The organism is Pseudomonas sp. URIL14HWK12:I12 (genome assembly GCF_003097135.1).
GTDB lineage: Bacteria > Pseudomonadota > Gammaproteobacteria > Pseudomonadales > Pseudomonadaceae > Aquipseudomonas.
On the sequence record NZ_QEQL01000001.1, the window covers coordinates 189187 to 207196 of the forward strand.

Below are 18010 nucleotides of genomic sequence, written 5' to 3' on the forward strand. Positions count from 1 at the left end.
CTGCGTTCTGACACAGCACACGCCGTTGAAAAGGACCTTGCCTATGACCTCCCCCGATCACGTGCAATGGCTAGTGCAGCGCTCGATGCTGCAAGCCGCCAAAGAGCGCGCGCGCCTGTACTCGGGACAGGCGCGGCTCTGGCAGCGGCCATTCGCCCTGGCCCGGCCGCGCGACGCCTCGGCGATTGCCTCGGTGTGGTTCACAGCCTACCCGGCCTCGATCGTCACGCGCGAAGGCGAGACGGTACTGCAGGCCCTTGCCGATGAAGACCTCTGGCACGCGTTGTCGGACATCGGCATCCAGGGCATCCACAACGGCCCGCTCAAGCTGTCCGGCGGCTTGCAGGGCAAGCGCCACACGCCCACCGTCGATGGCAACTTCGACCGTATCAGCTTTGAGGTCGACCCGGCCTTGGGCGACGACGCACAGATGGTCGCGCTGAGCCGCATCGCCGCTGCCCACAATGCCATCGTGATCGAGGATGCAATCCCGTCGCACACCGGCAAGGGGGCCGACTTCCGCCTGGCCGAGCTCGCCTACGAGGATTACCCAGGCCTTTATCACATGGTGGAAATTCGGGAGGACGACTGGGCGCTGCTGCCCGACGTGCCCGAAGGCCGTGATGCAGTCAACCTGCCCCCTGCGGTGGTAGACACCCTGCGCGAGCGGCACTACATCGTCGGCCAGTTGCAGCGGGTGATCTTCTTCGAGCCAGGCGTCAAGGAAACCGACTGGAGCGCCACCCCAGTGATCACGGGCGTCGACGGTAAGCCCCGGCGCTGGGTTTACCTGCACTACTTCAAGGAAGGGCAGCCGTCTCTGAATTGGCTTGACCCAAGCTTCGGCGCTCAGCAGATGATCATCGGCGATGCGCTGCATGCCATCGATGTGGTCGGCGCCCGTGTGCTGCGCCTTGATGCCAATGGGTTTCTGGGCGTCGAGCGGCGCGCCGAGGGCACGGCCTGGTCGGAAAGCCACCCGCTGTCGATCACCGGTAACCAGCTGCTGGCGGGCACCATTCGCAAGGCGGGCGGTTTTAGTTTCCAGGAGTTGAACCTGACGCTGGACGATATTGCCAGCATGTCCAACGGCGGCGCCGACCTGTCCTACGATTTCATCACCCGGCCTGCCTATCAGCACGCCTTGCTGACCGGCCGCACCGAGTTCCTGCGGCTGATGCTCAAGGAAATGCACCGTTTCGACATTGACCCGGCCTCGCTGATTCATGCCTTGCAAAACCATGACGAGCTGACCCTGGAGCTTGTGCACTTCTGGACCTTGCATGCCCACGAGCAATACCTCTACCAAGGCCAGACGTTCCCAGGCAGCATCCTGCGCGAGCACATTCGCGAAGAAATGTACGAACGCCTGGCAGGTGAGCACGCCCCTTACAACCTAAAGTTCGTAACCAATGGCGTGGCGTGTACCACCGCCAGCATCATCACTGCGGCATTGGGGATCCGCGAGCTGGACTCGATGACGCCAGAGCAGGTCCGCCAGGTGCAGTACATCCACCTTTTGCTGGTGATGTACAACGCCATGCAGCCAGGTGTGTTCGCGCTGTCGGGGTGGGACCTGGTAGGGGCTCTGCCATTGCCGCACGAGCAGGTCGAGCACCTGATGGCCGACGGCGATACCCGCTGGATTCACCGCGGTGCCTATGACCTGGTGGATTCAGACCCCAGCGGCGAGCCCTCCAAAGGGGGCATGCCCAGAGCCAGGGCCCTGTATGGCAGCCTGCCCGAGCAACTGGAACGCCCTGACTCGTTCGCCTCGCAGCTCAAGAAGATTCTTGCGGTGCGCCGCGCTTACGAGATCGCGGCGAGCAAGCAGATCATGGTGCCTGATGTCGAGCACCCGGGCCTGCTGGTGATGGTGCATGAGCTGCCCGCCGGCAGAGGTACGCAGATCACCGCGCTCAACTTCAGCGATGAGCCGCTGGATGAAACCCTGCACCTGCCCGGTATTGCGCCGGGGCCAGTGGTAGACATCATCAACGAGCGGGTAGAGGGTGACCTGAGCGAGGCGGGGGACTTCACCATTCACCTTGACCCCTACGAGGGGCTGGCGCTGCGCGTCGTATCAGCCTCGCCACCCCTGTAGAGTGATGTGACAGCGGCCAGGCCCAGGCCTGGCAGCTGAGCCACTCACGCTGTTCAGGCGCCGGCGGCGCGCCTGAGCAAGCTGGCGGTGGCTTCCCATCCCAGGCAGGCGTCGGTGATGGAAACGCCATAGCGCAGGCCTGGGCCCAAGGCTTGGCTACCTTCGAACAGGTTGCTCTCCAGCATCACACCGACCACCTCCCGCTCACCGGCTGCGCGCCGGGCCAGCAACGCGTCGAGCACCTGCGGTTGGCGAGCTGGGTCTTTTCCACTGTTGGCGTGGCTGCAGTCGACGACAACGCGCGGGCATACCCCGGCTTTTGCGAGTTGCTCAGATGCCTGGGCCACGTTGGCGCGGTCGTAGTTCGGGCCACGGTGGCCACCCCTTAGCACCAGATGACCGTGAGGGTTGCCTTCGGTGCGGATAATCGCCGGGTGCCCGTGAATGTCCAGGCCGAAGTGCCGATGGCCATGGGCTGCGCTGCGGATTGCATCACAGGCGATGGTGGTGGAGCCATCGGTGCCGTTCTTGAAACCGATGGGCAGGGCAAGCCCGCTGGCCATTTCCCGATGGACTTGCGACTCAGTGGTGCGCGCACCGATGGCGGCCCAGGCCAGGAGATCGTCAAAGTAGCCGGCGGCCATGGGCTGCAGCAATTCGGTCGCCACAGGTAGGCCTGTGTTCAGAATCTCCAGCATCAGCTCCCGAGACAGCGTAAGGCCGGTAAGCATGTCGTCGCTGCCATCGAGGTGCGGGTCATAGGCCAGCCCTTTCCACCCGACAGTGGTGCGAGGCTTTTCGACGTAGGCACGCATCACGATGAGCAGGGTATCGCTGAGTTCGCGAGCTAGCGGCGCCAGGCGCTGGGCGTATTCGAGTGCAGCGGTGGGGCAGTGCAGCGAGCAGGGGCCGACGACCACCAACAGTCGCGGATCGAGACCGGCGAGGATATCGGCTATCGCCTGGCGATCAGCCTGCACCTGAGCGGCAAGGCGGCCAGAGAGGGGCAACTGCTGGCGCAGCGTAGCGGGGGTGGGCAATCGCTGGCCAACGCCCTTATGGAGGTTGGTGGTAGGCAACGGCAGTGTGTTGAGCGGAGCGTTCATCGGGGCGTCCAGTAGTAGGGGCGCCCGCCTGGCCTATGCGGGCAAGCGGGGTCGCGGGGGTGTTCGAAGGGGTTCGCCACCGCGTACGGGCCGCTCGGAGGTGGCGCACTGGCCCAAGCGGGGGGTGGTAAATCGCCAAGTGGCGTGGGCGCTACGGTAATAGGCTTGATACATGGTGCATTCCTCATGGTTGATGCGTTTCAAAGGGCTGGAAAAACAAAACCCCCGGTCGGGAGGCCGACCGGGGGTTTTTTCAAACACTGTGTCAGGCGACCCGGGAGTGGGCGCCTGTGGGGTATCAGGCGCGCCAGTGGCTGAACCAGTACCCAAAATAAAAATACGATGCCACTGCCGCTTCGCCCACGGCAACGCGCTGCGAAACGCAGGCGGCAGTGGAGGCGCAGAGAGTGCAGGGCATGGTAGTGTCTCGTCTGAAGATGGCCGGAGCTTAACCGAGCCTGCGCGGCCCTGGCAATGGCTTTGAAGACAGGAGGAAGGATGACCACACCCGCGCGCTGGCAGCCAGCGGACGACGCCGAGGGCCTGCCATTCGCCCGCGCCCTGACACGGCGCACCATGACGCCTTACTACACCCGTTATGAGTTGCTGTGGCGCGACGAAGACTACGACGCCGGCTGGAGCTGGCGGGAAAACTACCTGCTGATGGGCCCCGACGGGCCGCTGGGCTACATCAGCCTGACTCAGGACCCACGCGCGCTCTATATTCGCGAGTTTCACCTGATCGACACGGCGCGCCGGCAAGGGCAGGGCACCGCTGCGCTGAAGGAGGCCTTCGAGCTGGCGGCCCGGCGGGGCCTCTCGGCAGTTCGCCTGACCGTGTTCAAGGCCAACCCTGCGCAGCGATTGTATGAGCGCCAGGGCTTCGCGGTAGTGGGCGAAGACGGTTGTTTCTGGCGCATGGAGCGCAATGTCGAAACTACGGTGTCGGGCGATCGCATTGGCACCCGCACGGCGTGGCGGGCGGGATGATCCCCTCTTTCATACCCAGCAATACCGCCACCTTGTGCGCTTCCCCACGCCGCCCTTTTTTTCTTCCCGACAGCACCTGATAGGTGGTGGCGGGGTCTACACCGTGTTCGCGCGCGAACTCCTGTACCGATTTGCCTTGGTGGTCCAGCCATGCGCGCGCTTGTGCGGCAGTCCGTATCCCGTGCATAGTTCAAGTCCGTTTCGGTTGACATGTTAGTGTTTTAATTTGCACCTTTTTGAAGGTGCTAGATATGGATTATACATTCAAATGGCTACAATTGGCGTGCGGCTGCGCGAAGAACGAGAGCGCCTGGCGTTGACTCAGCGCGCATTCGGCGAGATCGGGGGTGTAGAGCCCAACGCTCAAGGCAAATACGAGAGCGGCGAGCGCCACCCCAAGGCTGACTACCTGGCCGCCGTCGCTGCCGCCGGCGTAGATGTGCTTTATGTGCTCACCGGCCGGCATACGCCAGTGCAGGCCGATGGCCTCGCAGATACCGAGCAGAAATGGCTCGCGGCACTTGGGCAATTGCCCTCGCCCGAGCAGGCGCTGGTCATCCAGCTGGCACATGCGCTGGCGCGTAAGCCGGCTTAATCGTTGCAAGGCTTTTCCGCGTGAGCCTAGGTAACGTGGATGAACTTTGTTAAGGTACTGGGCTTAAGGTATTGGGGATAAGAGGGGTGCTTGCTTGATCAAGGTGCTGGTGGTCGATGACCACGATCTGGTGCGCACAGGCATTACCCGCATGCTGGCCGACATCGACGGTTTCCAGGTGGTAGGCCAGGCCGAATCCGGTGAGCAGGCCTTGCAAAGTGCCCGCGAGCTCAAGCCGGATGTCATCCTGATGGATGTCAAGATGCCCGGCATCGGTGGCTTGGAGGCAACGCGCAAACTGCAACGCAGCTATCCCGACATCAAGGTCGTGGTAGTCACTGTGTGCGAGGAAGACCCATTCCCCACACGCTTGCTGCAGGCCGGGGCCGCCGGTTATCTCACCAAAGGCGCAGGGCTTGAGGAAATGGTCCAGGCCATTCGCCTGGCCTTCGCCGGGCAGCGCTACATCAGCCCGCAGATCGCCCAGCAAATGGCGCTCAAATCCTTCCAGCCGCAAACCGCAGGGTCACCGTTCGACTTGCTGTCCGAGCGCGAAATCCAGATTGCCCTGATGATCGTCGACTGCCAGAAGGTACAGGCCATTTCCGACAAGCTCTGCCTGTCACCCAAAACGGTGAACACCTACCGTTACCGGATCTTCGAGAAGCTTTCCATTACCAGCGATGTCGAGCTCGCGTTGCTGGCCGTTCGCCACGGCATGGTCGATACCAACGCCTGAGATGACAACCCCCTTTGACGCCAGCGCTTTCCTCGCCACTTGCAGTGGGCGCCCTGGTGTGTACCGCATGTTCGACGAGGGCGCCCGCCTGCTGTATGTGGGCAAGGCCAAGAACCTCAAGAAGCGGCTAGCGAGCTATTTTCGCAAAGCCGGGCTTGCGCCCAAGACCGCCGCTCTGGTGGGGCGTATTGCGTCGGTCGAAACGACCATCACTGGCAACGAAACCGAAGCGCTGCTGCTGGAACAGACGCTCATCAAGGAGTGGCGCCCCCCGTATAACATCCTGCTGCGCGACGACAAGTCCTACCCCTATGTATACCTGTCCGACGGTGAGTACCCGCGGCTTTCCATCCATCGGGGCGCCAAGAAGGGCCGTGGCCGCTACTTCGGCCCTTACCCCAGTGCCGGTGCCATCCGTGAAAGCCTGAGCCTGTTGCAGAAGACCTTCCAGGTGCGCCAGTGCGAAGACAGCTATTTCAAGAACCGTACCCGGCCGTGCCTGCAGTACCAGATCAAACGCTGCAAGGGCCCCTGCGTACGCGCCGTGGAGCCTGAGGAGTACGGCCAGGATGTGCGCCACTCGATCATGTTCCTGGAAGGTCGCAGCCATCAGCTGACTCAGGAACTGTCCAGCGAGATGGAAAGCGCGGCAATGGCGCTGCAGTTTGAAAAGGCCGCGCAGATCCGTGACCAGATTGGCGTGCTGCGCAGGGTGCAAGACCAGCAGAGCATGGAAGGCGGCAGCGGTGACGTGGATGTGGTCGCAGCCTTCCTCAACCCAGGCGGTGCCTGCGTGCACCTGATCAGCGTCCGCGGCGGCCGCGTGCTGGGTAGCAAGAACTTCTTTCCCCAGGTGGGCATCGAGGAGGAGCTGGGTGAGGTGATGTCGGCGTTTCTGTCGCAGTATTACCTTGGCGGCGGCGAGCGCGAGCTACCGGCCGAGGTGATTCTCAACGTGGTGCCCGATGACATCCAGGCCCTCGCCGAGGCGCTGGCCAGCCTGCGTGGCCGCGAGATGGACTTCAGCCACCGTGTACGGGGCACGCGCGCCCGCTGGCAGCACATGGCGGTGACCAACGCCGAGCAGGCCCTGGGCGCGCGCCTTGCCAACCGGCAGCACATGGCTGCCCGGTTCGAGGCGCTGGCGCAGGTGCTGGAGCTGGAGGAAGTGCCCCAACGCCTGGAGTGCTATGACATCAGCCACTCCAGCGGCGAAGCGACAGTGGCTTCCTGCGTGGTGTTCGGCCCGGAAGGCCCGATCAAGAGCGACTACCGGCGCTACAACATCGAAGGCGTCACTGCCGGCGACGACTATGCGGCGATGCAACAGGCCCTGATGCGGCGCTTCAGCAAGATCAAGGACGGCGAGGGCAAGTTGCCCGACGTGCTGCTGGTAGACGGCGGCAAAGGGCAGCTCAACATGGCCCGCGAGGTGATGCAGGAGCTGGCCTTGAGCGACCTTACCCTGCTGGGCGTGGCCAAGGGCGTGACCCGCAAGGCCGGCTTCGAAACGCTTTACCTCAACGACGTAGCCCACGAATTCACCCTCAAGGGTGACTCACCTGCGCTGCACCTGATTCAGCAGATCCGCGACGAAGCCCACCGTTTTGCTATCACCGGCCACCGCGCTCGGCGCGGCAAGGCCCGGCGCACTTCGACGCTCGAGGACGTCGCCGGGGTAGGCCCGAAGCGCCGTCGCGAGCTGCTCAAGCACTTTGGCGGCCTGCAGGAGCTGGGCCGCGCCAGTGCCGACGAGATCGCCAAGGCGCCTGGCATCAGCAAAAAGCTGGCCGAGTCGATTTATGCCAGCCTGCACAGCGAGTAGAATCCCCTTTTTCAGAGCCTTAGCCAGTGGCATCGATGAATATCCCCAATCTGTTGACTGTGTTGCGTGTCGTCCTGATTCCTATCTTCATCCTTCTGTTCTACATGCCCTATAGCTGGAGCTTCGTCGCAGCCAGCACCGTGTTCGCAATTGCTGCGGCCACTGACTGGCTCGATGGCTATCTGGCCCGCAAGCTGGGGCAGAGCACCCCCTTCGGCGCCTTCCTCGACCCGGTGGCCGACAAGCTCATGGTCGCCGTTGCCTTGGTGCTGCTGGTGCAGGAACATCACAACATCTGGCTTACGCTCCCGGCGGCGGTGATCATCGGGCGTGAAATCGTGGTATCGGCCCTGCGCGAATGGATGGCCGAGCTGGGTGCCCGCGCTCACGTGGCGGTGTCTAACCTGGGCAAGTGGAAAACCGCGGCACAGATGGGCGCGTTGGTGATCCTGCTGGCCAACCCGCCAACGTTCTCGTTCTTCGTGCTGTTGGGCTATGCACTGCTGATCGTCGCGGCCGGGCTTACGCTCTGGTCGATGCTCAACTACCTGCGGGCCGCGTGGCCGCACCTTTCAAGCCGCGCAGGGGTATGAATAAATCTTTTTTTGAATCAAGAGGTTGACGGCGCTGCTCAGTTCGATAGAATGGCGCCCGCAACACGACGCGGGAATAGCTCAGTTGGTAGAGCACGACCTTGCCAAGGTCGGGGTCGCGAGTTCGAGTCTCGTTTCCCGCTCCAGATTTTGATTTGTAGAGGCCAGGTGCCGCTACAAGTTGCTGAAAAAGGCCCTCCGGGGCCTTTTTTCGTTTCAGTGACTATCTTCTTTAGGCCGCTGCCGCGCGATGTACGCTTTCAAGGTTGAAATCGAGCAGAGCCAGTGCACCCGTTGGCCCCATCTCTTAAGCCTACTTCGTAGGTTCCTCCTCTTGCTCAAGTTCGAGTGAAGGGTCGTCGCGCCTACCTCCATTCAGCCCGTACTCCTCGAAATTGTGAAATATGCAAGTAGCGCTGGATATCTTGAAGCGCAACTCAAGGTGAGTTCAGGGGGCGCTTTACAGCCGTTTTGGGTAATGCACCTCGATCTGCGAAGCATCCAGCCCGTTGCTGTTTGCCCTGGCAACGTTATCAGTTACCGGGCAACGCCCTTCACAGTAAGTTGCTCCTGTCAGACGCCTGATCAGCCATCACGGGAGGTAAAATGAACAACAAATTGTCCATGTTTAGCGTGCTTGCAAGCTTCCTGGCGTATTTGCCGAGCCTCAATGCAGCGCCTGCGGATTCGCCGGCAGTGTCTGTCCAAACGCGGCTGGCACCCTGTTATGAGCGGAACAGGAATGTGAACTGCGAGGTTTCTGGAGTGGCAAGGGTCGGCCACGAGTTAATTCTGGCCAATGACAAGCACATGCCCGAACCCGGAGACCCTGCCATGTTCTCCCTTCGGCTGGGCAGTGGAAACATACTGCAGGGGAGTCCTGCTTATTTGAGTAGCCCGGTGCTGGATGAAGCGGATAAGTACGAGGGCCTGACCACTACGCTCGATGGCAAGTACGTCGTCGCCATCACTGCGTTCAACAAGGAAGGCACGCAAGAGCAGCCTGCGGCTGATGCGCTCAATACCTTGCTCTACTGGCCGGTCGGGGCGCCGCAAGACGCAAAGGTGGTCAGTGCTTCGGCGCGCGGGCAGGTGGTCAGCTCACGAGGGTTGCGCGAGCGCATCAGTAGGGCGGTTAAAGCGCCGTACTACCAGATTGAAGCGCTCTCCACCGCGCCAGGTGAGCGGCTTCTGATCGGTATACGCAAATACGGTGAAAACAGCAAAAATGCAGTGTTCTCATTCCTGCTGCTGTCGGTACCGTTCAAGATCACTGAGCACGGGGCGGTGCTCGGGGACGAATTCGATGTGCTTTGGCAGCTTACCCCGGACGACTTGGCGAAGAAACTGGGCCCCACGCAACCACTGCGGCCTGAATTAGGTCTTTCCGCGTTGGAGTTTGACCGCCACAACGGAGATCGTTTTTACGCCACTACCAGTTTTGAGAATGGGGAAAAAATGGGGGGATACCTGTGGGTGCTGCCGTACAAGGGTGGGGCGATCGGGGAACCACGACCTGTGCGGCTCAACGGGGGTACTGCGCTAGTGTTCAACCATAAACCTGAAGGTGTGGAAGCACTCGACGAAGATCATGTGCTTGTCGTGCACGATGACGATCGGGTCAGAGTGAAGGCCTCGGATACTCAGCAGCAGCGAGAAGCTCATGAGTTTGCTTATGAGGTAGTGAGTTTCAGCGCCCTGGGCGAGTCAGAGTCGAGGTGAGCAGTACGGCATCCAACGCCAGATAAGTTGCGCAGTGCCATCTTCTGCGATGGGCCCGATAAAGCCTGCGAAAAGGTCCTCGATAGCGAGCGGCGGCACGAACATCCACTCCCTGATCGCCGGCATCGCATCCTTGGGCAGTTCGAGCCAACAGGCCACGGTGCGTATGCCGCGGCCAATGACGTCTCTGCCTCGGCAACGGCAGGCGCCAGGCTTTTATTGAGCGGGGGCCGGTCGCCGCCAGCTGTCCCGCTCCAGCAGGGGTGAGCCAGTTCCAATCAGGCTCGCTTGCGCTTGAACAGCTTGCCGAAGAAGCCAGCCACGGCCAGCAAGCCCAGTACGATGAACTTCTTGAACGCCAACAGGGCGATACCGATCTTGGCGAACAGGCCTGCCTTGGCGGCGATGCCCCCGGCGACCAACGCGGCCAGGCCGTAGGGCGCCAGCTTGTCGGTCTTGGAGTCGTAGTCGGCGTAGCGATTACCGTCAGTGAAATTGGTGAAGGCGAGAATCTTCGGCGTTTCCTGCTTGATTGTCGGCAGGTCGGCCATCGCCGCCACCGCGTTAAGCTCCAGCACGCCTTCGCGGCCTAATATGCGGATGCTGTAGTTCAGAGTGGTCTGGTCGGCGTTGTCGGCCTTGAGTTCTCGCGCCCAGTACATCTTGTGGGTGGCTTGATCGTAGCTCGGTGGTTCGGCCCAGCCCAGCAGTGTGACGCCAGCATAGCCTTGCTTGCGACGCTCCTGATTGTCTTCCACGTCCTCCGCCTTCATTTGCTTGAGCAGGTCGGCGTAGTCGATCTTTGCGGCGTCATCGTCGGAAATGTGGCCGTCGTTCTTGTAGCTGATGATCACGCCCCAGCCGTTGTCCGCCAGCGGGCTGACGGCAGTCGGGACGATCATGCCGAGGGTCTTGAACCCTGGAGGGTTGCCCCAGGCTTCGGTGAGCAAGCGCTCGGTATCCTCCGGCGACAGGTAATAGAACTCGTTGTTGAGTTTCAGGCTGGCGATGCCACTGGGCAGCGTGATGTTGCCGTGCTGCGGCTTGAGCGTCGCCAGCCACTGTTCGGCGGTCTGTTGCGGCTGTTCGCTGGCGATTGGGGCAGGTGCAGGCGTGCTGGCGGCCATGGCGGGCAAAGTGGTTGCGCACAGCAACACTGCCGCCGCTAACTGGCGCAGGTGTTTCATCGTAGTCCCTTACAATTTGAATTAATTTGGCCGCGCAGGATAGCCGAAAGCACTGGTCAATCGCCAGAATCTCGTGCTCATGCCTACTCGCCGGCTGCTCCAGGCTTGGATGACTGGCACTGGCTTGTTGCGGCCTCTATTCGCCCAGTGAGAGCCCCCGCTGATCAACGCCCGCGATTCACATCAGAGCTACCCTTGAGCCGGCGGCAAAAAAGAGCGATGGCCCGCCAGCTTACTGGCTCGGCTCTAGAGGTTGTGGCACACCGAGGCAGCGGTGGCCTGCTAGACCAATTTGCGCTCAAGGTTGGCCAACACGGCCGGCCTGATAGGCGCGCAGCGCTTTCAAGGCCTGACGCCGCACTTTGTTCTTGACCAGCGGTGACCAGCCCAGCAGCAGGCCCGGCATACCCAGTGCCTGGCGTGCCCAACGCCACAGGTCGAAGTGGTCATGGTGCTCACAGATCCTGCCATCCCGTAGCACGAAACGGGCGCGGACGCTGTTGACCACCGTACGGCCCGTTTGGGTGAACGGATAGGTGGCGACCCAATGCGCGGCTCCTTCGCCGTTTGCTGCCTGTACCTGGTCGAACGTCAACGATAAGCCCTTGGCCCGCGCTGTCAGCATGCGCCACATATCAGCGGCGTCGCTGCCCAGCAGCGTGCCGAATGCCGGATCGCTGAACACCACATCATCGGTGTAGCAGGCCATCATGGCTTCGGCATCCAGTCGCTGGAAAGCCTGATAGAACTGAATGATCACGGCTTCGTCGGTAGTGCTCATGGGCGTGTCTCACAGTGGAATGGCGCCATGCTACCAGTTGCCTGGCGGCCCGCCATCAGTGGGCGGCGGATGGAGCTTTCAGGTATCGCCAGGAGTAGGCGACGTCCAGGCGCCACTGGGGTCTGGTGACAGGCCTGCACGCTGCGGTTGCGCGCAAGCGGCTGAAGGCGATGGTTGAGTACACAGGCGAGGCTTAAGCAGGCGGCCTCACACCGCTTTCACCCGCGCCCTTCGGCCAACCCCAGCTCGCGCGCCAGCCCAGCGAGCGCCTCGATATCCTGCCCAAGCATTTGCACATGCCGCGCTTGGGCCAAGTGGCGGCTCGCGTACTGATGCGCCAGGGGCGCCAGCGCAGGCTCCAGGCGCTTGAGGCTGGCAAGGGCCTTGAGTAAACGAACGCCTACTTCCACCTGCGCTACACCGTCTCGAGCGATTGGCGCGAAAAAGTCGCTGAACAGGTCATCGGTTGAAAGCGGCGGCACGAACACCCGCTCGCTGATCGTTGGCATCACCTGGCCCTGGGGTTCGAGCCAGCAGGCCAGCGTGCGTACGCCTCGGCCAATCACATCGATGGCGGTGCCAGGGTCGTTGATCGCTTGTGACAACGCCCGCGAAGCGATTTCCGAAAGGACGGCCAAGCCAAAGCGAGGGTCATGCTCGAAGGTGCGGCGCAGGTCGATGGTGAACGCCGCCGCCAGCTTTTCGAAAACCGCCTCGGAGCATTCACCGCCCGGGCCGGCGGCAACTTGCATCAGAGGCTCCCCACTGACCACGAAGTGGCCGGGCAGGGCGCTCACATAGAGGTCGAGGTCGTGCTCATCGGCCAGATGCGCGAGCGCTCGGACGTCCAGGTGCTGGATGTACCCGATGTGCCTCGCAGGCACTGCCACCAGGCCAGCGGGCAATTCGGCGGGTAGCGCTTGCGCCCCCAGGCAGGGCCATTGCGCACGAGCCTTCAGCGCTGCGAGGGTAGCGGCTTCGACCCGGTCGATGGTTTCCCCCACACGGCCGAGCTTTGAGAGGTGATCGATCCAGCGCAACAATGTGGAGACGATCAGCGCGACCACCAGCAAGGTGACACCGAACAGCAACACGCGGCCCTGAGTGCCGTAGACACCTGCCGTCAGGGCGATGATGCCGACCAGGCTGAACAGGAAAGAGCCAATGAAAGTAGCCAGGGCATTCTGGGTGGTGGGGTCTTCCATCACCAGGGTAGTTGCGCGCGGGGTCACGCCACTGCTGGCAGCGCTGTAGGCACTGACCATGGTGCTGAGCGAGAAGGTGGTGACCGCCAGCATGCTGGAGGCGATGATCCCAAGGATATTGTCTACCGCATCAGCCCCTACCAGCGACGACACCGATGGCGGAATGTATTCCTTGAAAAGCGCCGCCAGCAAGGCTGTGGCGGCACCCAGCAACGAAAATAGCGTCGCTCTGAACCACAGACGTTTTGCCATCCTGCCCAGCAGCCATTTCCAACGCGCGACCATTTTCAACTCCTTGAATGTTGTGACTGCCCCAGCGGTTGCCCGCTGGCCAGGCCATGACTGTGATGGACTGCCAGGCGCACGGATCGTTACCGCATCCAAGTGGGCTTTGCGAACCTGACAAGGTTACCAGTGGCGTACGCGCGTCGGACTTGCTTGACTGGGGCCGTTGCCACAGGCGTGGCGTGCCTCTACAGGAAGTGAAACCATGCGACTGCCATCGATTGTTTTTTGCCTGCTAGTGCTAACCAGCTCGGCCCCGGCGCTTGCCTTGGATGCCAACGAGCAGACATGGGACAAAAGCACCGATGTCGACTTTTGGGTTTACTCAGTCACGTGGCAGCCCACCTTCTGCCTGATGTCCCCAACCACTGCAGGGTGCGATCAGGTGCCGCAGCGCCTGCTGAGCCATGGCATCTGGCCTTACGCCAACAGCACCTATCAGTTCACTAACCGCCATCCGCAGAACTGTGTCGATTCTTCATCGTGCGATAATAAAGGGGTCTGTGACATGGATGAGACGCAACTCAAGCAGGTGCTTGCCGATGCCCCGCTGCGCGGTATCGTGACCCGTGACCCGGAGGGGATGTTCAAACACGAATGGCGCAAACATGGCACCTGTTCTGGCAAAACCATGGTTGGGTATTTCCAGGCACTGGTGGATTTGAGAAGTCAAGTAGTGGTGCTCAAAGACCCCAAGGCGTTCGAAAGCATGATCGGCCAGGCCACGCCCTTTTCGAAGATCCGGGACGTGTTTCCAGCCAACACCGCGTTTCGCTGCTACCGAGACCCGGCAGGCAAGCAATACCTGCACGAAGTGTTTTACCTGATCGATCAGCAAGGCAACCCATACCTGCCCACGAAGAGCCTGCAAATCGGCGTGCAATGCACTGAGCAGGACACCTGGGTTCCACGTGGCAATGCTGTGTGAGGGAGGCTGCACAGCTCAGGGCAGTGTGCACTGCCGGGCTCTCAGGGCTTCCAGCACCCAGGCCCGGGCGTTGCGCCCTTCGGCGATCTCGGCAAGTTGCTGATGTTCGGCATCGGATTTGGCCTTCGCCTTGGCGTAGACCGTTTCCAGCTCGGCAAAGGGCACGCATAGCAGCCCGTCCTCATCACCGATGACCAGGTCGCCGGGCTCAATCACCATGCCGCTGATGGCCACGGGAACGTTGATCTCTCCCGGGCCATCCTTGTAGGGGCCGCGGTGGGTGATGCCGGCGGCGTAAACCGGCAGGTCCCGTTCGGAGATAGTGCGCGAATCGCGAATCGCACCGTTGATGACGAAACCGCCTAGGCCCTTGTATTCGGCGTAGCGGGTCATCAGCTCGCCGATCAGCGCGTTGGTCAGGTCGCCGCCGGCGTCCACCACCAGCACATCGCCCGGCTCTGCGAGGTCCAGTGCGTAGTGCAGCATCAGGTTGTCTCCCGGGCGGCATTTCACCGTCAATGCCGGGCCCGCGAGCACGCCAGCACGGTGCATAGGGCGCAGCGCCGCGCCGGCAGCTGTCATGCGGGACATCGAGTCGCTGATGTTGGCCACCGGCAGTTCGCGAAAGCGTGCGACATGGTCTGCACTCGCCTGGCGGGTACGTTGCAACACTCTGAAGCCTAGGGTCATGGTCGGTTCTCTCAGGTCAAGGAAGTGCAATGCGATACAGCTTGGCCGCCGTCTGGCTGAACAGGCTGGCGCGCTCGTGAGCGCTGAAACTTTGTGTAAGGCGTTTGAAGGTGTTCCACAGCACGCCGTAGCCGTACATGCCCTTGTCCACCGGAAAGTTACTCTCGAACAGGCAGCGCTGCGGGCCGAAACATTCGATGCAGTGCAGGATGTACGGCCGCCATAATTCGGCCAGTTGTATGGAAGAGGGTGGCTGCGGCTGCAGGTGCAGATCGAAGCCGGAAACGCTCATACCCAGGCCGCCCAGCTTCAGGTGCACGTTCGGGTAACGGGCCAGGCGCGTGATGGCAGAGGCCCATTCGACAAATACTTCGTCGCGGTGGCCTTGATAGGGCCCGGCGCCCAGCGGCCCGCCCACATGGTCGATCACGATCGGCTGATCGGGAAGGCGCTCGGCCAGGGCGGTCACTTCGTCAAGCTGGGTGTGGTAGGCCCAGATATCCAGCACCAGCTCCAAGCGCGCCAGGCACGCGGCGCCGCGCAAGAAGGCCGCCTCGCTCAGCACGCCGGCCGGTGCAGGCCGGGAGTTGGTCACCAACCGCGGGTCTGGGTGCCAGGCAGTGGTGTTACGCACCCCGCGCAGGCGCGCCCCGGCACGCTCGTGCATGACTTCGAGCACTGGCAGCACCGCCTCGCCCAGGCGCAGGTCAGCACCGGCAATGATGGCGGCGTTCATCCGGGTCGGGCCATACAGGCCGCTAGCACTGCACGCTGCTACACCGGCGGCGAACTGCACTTCCCCGACAGGGGCGAAGGCAGGCTCAGCTGCGGGGTCGAACATCGAGCGGCACTGAGCGTAGACCGTGGCCACCACGTTATGGCCGGCCGCGTCGATGTCGGCCTGGTATTCGTCCTGCAGGTAACGCAAGCCAGGCCGGTCCCAGAGGTGGTGGTGGGCATCGATCACCGGCAACGCCGGCTCCAGCGCCGGCTCTTGCACCTGTGCCAGCCAGGCCTGGCGCACCGGGATATGGGGAGAGGCGGCGTTCATCAGTGGGCCCGGATGTCGGAGATGAATTTGGCCGCCCGCGGATGCTGCGGTGCGTTGAAAAACGCTTCGGGTTCGGCCCGCTCCAGAACCTGGCCTGCGTCCATGAACCAGATGCGGTCGGCCACATCGCGAGCAAACCCCATTTCGTGGGTCACACAGATCATGGTCATGCCTTCCGCTGCGAGCGCCTTCATCACCTGCAATACTTCGCCGACCATCTCGGGGTCCAGCGCGCTGGTCGGCTCATCGAACAGCATCACCGGTGGTTCCATCGCCAGCGCGCGGGCGATGGCCACGCGTTGCTGCTGGCCCCCGGAGAGCTGCGCCGGCATCGACTGCGCCTTCTGCGCCAGGCCGACTTTGGCCAACAGCGCCAGGGCAGCGGCCCGGGCCTGTGCCTTGTCGCGCTTTAGCACGGTCAAGGGGCCGATCATCACGTTGTCCAGCACGCTCATGTGCGGGAAGAGGTTGAAGTTCTGGAACACGAAGCCGATTCGGCTGCGCAGCGCATTGAGGTCGTTGCCTTTAGCGTGCATGTCGTGGCCAGCGACCTCGATGCTGCCGCCCTGGATCTCCTCCAGGCGGTTGACGGTGCGGATCAGCGTGGACTTGCCCGAGCCGGACGGCCCGCACACCACTACCACCTCTCCGGCGGCGACCGTTTCGTTCACTTCATTAAGCGCGCGATACGCGCCGTACCATTTGTTGACACCCTTGAATGCGATCATTTGCTTTGCCCTGCCAAGACGGTATGGCCATCGGTGTCGATACCGGTGCGCGGTGCACCGGCGCGCTTGCGCCCAATGGCGCTTTCCAGCCACCTGGCCAGGCGGCTGAGTGAGAAACACAGCACGAAGTAGAAGCCGGCCAGCAGCAGGTACACCTGAAAGGGCTGGGTCAGCAGTTGGTTGTTCACCTGGTAGGCGGCGAAGGTCAGCTCCTGAGTACCGATCAGGTAGGCCAGCGAGGTGTTCTTGGTAATCAGGATGAACTGGTTGAGGATGCTAGGGAGCATGTTGAACAGTGCCTGCGGCAGCACGACCTTGCGCATCGCCTGGCTGTAGCTCATGCCGATGGCGCGGGCCGCCTCGGTTTGGCCCTTGGGGATGGCATTGATCCCAGCCCGCACCGCCTCGCCAAGAAACGCACCTTCGTACACCACCAAGGCCACGACCATGGTCACGCTGCCGGAGATGTTCACCCCGGTGATCAGCGGGATCACGAAATAGGCCCAGAAAATCAGCAGCACCAGCGGGATCGAGCGCACCAGGAAGGTGTAGCCGGTAGCCAGGCCCCGGATCGGCGCCACGTTGGAGGTACGTGCAAGGCCGATCGCCACTGCCAGTGGGAAGGCCAGCACCAGGCTTGCAACCGCCAGGAGCAGCGTCAGGGCCAGCCCGCCCAGCGGGCCCTGGGGGTATTGGCCTACCAGCAGCATCACGCCGTAGTCATGAAGAATTTCGAGCATCATTCACCTCGCTGCGCGCAGATGGATGCGCCGCTGCCATAGGCCGCCGACGCTCATCAAGGTCCAGGAACCGGCCAGGTAGAACAGGCTAGCCACGGCAAAGCTCTGGAAGGTCATGTAGGTTTCGCCCTCGATCTGGCGGGTGATGTACATCATTTCACTGGTGCCGATCGCCATCGCCAGTGCGGTGGACTTGAACAGGGCCAGGGCCTGGTTCACCAGCGACGGCGCGGCGGCGCGCACCGCCTGGGGAATGAGGATCTTGCGCAAGGTCTGCCGGTAGTTCATACCCAGCGCCGTCGCGGCCTCTCGCTGCCCGCCAGGCAGTGAGCGCAAGCCACTGCGCAGGTCTTCGCTGGTATAGGCGGCAGCATTGAGGGTCAGGGCGATCACTGCAAAGACCATTTCCCCGCCTTGGGCGTTGATCCAGTCCTGAGCGGCCGCCGGCAGCAGCTGCGGCACACCGAAGTACCACACGAACAACTGCACCAGGCTGGGCACGTTACGGTGGTACTCGACAAAGCCGTCCACTATCCAGCCCGCGGCGCGCAACGGCAGCAGGCGAATGCCCATCAACAGGCAGGCCAGGGTGAAGCCCAGCACCGCACACATCACGAACAGTTGGAGGGTGACGGCAATGCCGCCAAGAAACAGCTGCAGGTAGCTGCCCTGCAGCAGGGAAGCGAAGCCGTGAAAAATCGACATGGTCTACCTCCAATCGGGCTGCCACGAGCAGCAGCC

The 18010-nt window shown here is 62.3% G+C and carries 18 protein-coding genes and 1 tRNA gene; 9 read left to right on the top strand and 10 right to left on the bottom strand.

Annotated features, from left to right (window positions below; all coding sequences use genetic code 11):
* Nucleotides 1-43 precede the first annotated feature (43 nt).
* The gene (treS, locus tag F474_RS00840; protein WP_097086503.1) at nt 44-2104 is read left to right on the top strand and encodes a maltose alpha-D-glucosyltransferase; all 2061 of its coding nucleotides are present in this window, start codon (nt 44-46) and stop codon (nt 2102-2104) included.
* Nucleotides 2105-2157: 53 nt separating this feature from the next.
* Here the strand turns inward: treS and F474_RS00845 are convergent, their stop codons facing one another.
* Nucleotides 2158-3210, bottom strand: a complete 1053-nt coding sequence (locus F474_RS00845; RefSeq protein WP_097086505.1) for a 3-deoxy-7-phosphoheptulonate synthase — start codon at nt 3208-3210, stop codon at nt 2158-2160.
* 498 nt (nt 3211-3708) lie between these two features.
* Between F474_RS00845 and F474_RS00850 the strand changes: the two genes are divergently transcribed.
* Nucleotides 3709-4200 (top strand): GNAT family N-acetyltransferase, encoded by a 492-nt coding sequence (locus tag F474_RS00850; protein WP_097086508.1) that lies wholly within the window; start codon nt 3709-3711, stop codon nt 4198-4200.
* Here F474_RS00850 and F474_RS00855 read toward each other — a convergent pair.
* On the bottom strand, nt 4148-4387 hold the full coding sequence (locus tag F474_RS00855) for a DNA-binding protein (RefSeq protein ID WP_097086510.1): 240 nt from the start codon (nt 4385-4387) through the stop codon (nt 4148-4150). The genes F474_RS00850 and F474_RS00855 overlap by 53 nt on opposite strands.
* 81 nt (nt 4388-4468) lie before the next feature.
* On the opposite strand from F474_RS00855, the gene F474_RS00860 reads away from it, so the two are divergent.
* From F474_RS00860 to F474_RS00885, 6 genes are all read left to right on the top strand, one after another.
* Nucleotides 4469-4795: a helix-turn-helix domain-containing protein gene (locus tag F474_RS00860; protein ID WP_099459020.1), complete on the top strand. Its 327-nt coding sequence runs from the start codon at nt 4469-4471 to the stop codon at nt 4793-4795.
* Between the two features lie 94 nt (nt 4796-4889).
* Nucleotides 4890-5534 (top strand): UvrY/SirA/GacA family response regulator transcription factor, encoded by a 645-nt coding sequence (gene uvrY, locus F474_RS00865; RefSeq protein ID WP_097086512.1) that lies wholly within the window; start codon nt 4890-4892, stop codon nt 5532-5534.
* A 1-nt stretch (nt 5535) separates the two neighbouring features.
* Complete coding sequence (gene uvrC / locus F474_RS00870; RefSeq protein WP_097086514.1) at nt 5536-7359, top strand: excinuclease ABC subunit UvrC; 1824 nt, start codon at nt 5536-5538, stop codon at nt 7357-7359.
* Between the two features lie 35 nt (nt 7360-7394).
* On the top strand, nt 7395-7952 hold the full coding sequence (gene pgsA / locus F474_RS00875; protein ID WP_097086516.1) for a CDP-diacylglycerol--glycerol-3-phosphate 3-phosphatidyltransferase: 558 nt from the start codon (nt 7395-7397) through the stop codon (nt 7950-7952).
* A 70-nt stretch (nt 7953-8022) separates the two neighbouring features.
* Nucleotides 8023-8098, top strand: a tRNA-Gly gene (locus F474_RS00880).
* Nucleotides 8099-8558: 460 nt separating this feature from the next.
* The gene (locus F474_RS00885; protein ID WP_256577796.1) at nt 8559-9674 is read left to right on the top strand and encodes a hypothetical protein; all 1116 of its coding nucleotides are present in this window, start codon (nt 8559-8561) and stop codon (nt 9672-9674) included.
* 278 nt (nt 9675-9952) lie between these two features.
* Here F474_RS00885 and F474_RS00890 read toward each other — a convergent pair whose 3' ends face one another.
* The 3 genes from F474_RS00890 to F474_RS00900 all read right to left on the bottom strand — a co-directional run bounded on the left by F474_RS00890 (nt 9953) and on the right by F474_RS00900 (nt 13132).
* On the bottom strand, nt 9953-10861 hold the full coding sequence (locus F474_RS00890; RefSeq protein WP_097086518.1) for a DUF2167 domain-containing protein: 909 nt from the start codon (nt 10859-10861) through the stop codon (nt 9953-9955).
* 298 nt (nt 10862-11159) lie between these two features.
* On the bottom strand, nt 11160-11642 hold the full coding sequence (locus tag F474_RS00895) for a nuclear transport factor 2 family protein (protein ID WP_097086520.1): 483 nt from the start codon (nt 11640-11642) through the stop codon (nt 11160-11162).
* A 218-nt stretch (nt 11643-11860) separates the two neighbouring features.
* A complete protein-coding gene (locus F474_RS00900; protein ID WP_097086522.1) occupies nt 11861-13132 on the bottom strand; it encodes a DUF2254 domain-containing protein in 1272 nt (423 codons plus the stop codon).
* A gap of 205 nt (nt 13133-13337) precedes the next feature.
* Here F474_RS00900 and F474_RS00905 point away from each other — a divergent pair, with 205 nt between their 5' ends.
* Nucleotides 13338-14060 carry a ribonuclease gene (locus F474_RS00905; protein WP_097086524.1) on the top strand — a complete coding sequence of 241 codons (723 nt, stop codon included), beginning with the start codon at nt 13338-13340 and terminating at the stop codon, nt 14058-14060.
* A gap of 15 nt (nt 14061-14075) precedes the next feature.
* Here F474_RS00905 and F474_RS00910 read toward each other — a convergent pair whose 3' ends face one another.
* From F474_RS00910 to F474_RS00930, 5 genes are read right to left on the bottom strand one after another with little or no spacing between them, the layout of a single operon-like run.
* Nucleotides 14076-14750 carry an RraA family protein gene (locus F474_RS00910; RefSeq protein ID WP_097086526.1) on the bottom strand — a complete coding sequence of 225 codons (675 nt, stop codon included), beginning with the start codon at nt 14748-14750 and terminating at the stop codon, nt 14076-14078.
* A gap of 16 nt (nt 14751-14766) precedes the next feature.
* Complete coding sequence (locus F474_RS00915) at nt 14767-15801, bottom strand: amidohydrolase (protein ID WP_097086528.1); 1035 nt, start codon at nt 15799-15801, stop codon at nt 14767-14769.
* Entirely contained in the window at nt 15801-16529 is a 729-nt protein-coding gene (locus tag F474_RS00920; RefSeq protein ID WP_097086530.1) for an amino acid ABC transporter ATP-binding protein, read from the bottom strand. Before F474_RS00920 ends, F474_RS00915 begins: the two co-directional genes overlap by 1 nt.
* A complete protein-coding gene (locus F474_RS00925; RefSeq protein ID WP_218191665.1) occupies nt 16526-17269 on the bottom strand; it encodes an amino acid ABC transporter permease in 744 nt (247 codons plus the stop codon). Before F474_RS00925 ends, F474_RS00920 begins: the two co-directional genes overlap by 4 nt.
* A 3-nt stretch (nt 17270-17272) precedes the next feature.
* Complete coding sequence (locus F474_RS00930; RefSeq protein WP_097086533.1) at nt 17273-17974, bottom strand: amino acid ABC transporter permease; 702 nt, start codon at nt 17972-17974, stop codon at nt 17273-17275.
* Between the last annotated feature and the right edge of the window lie 36 nt (nt 17975-18010).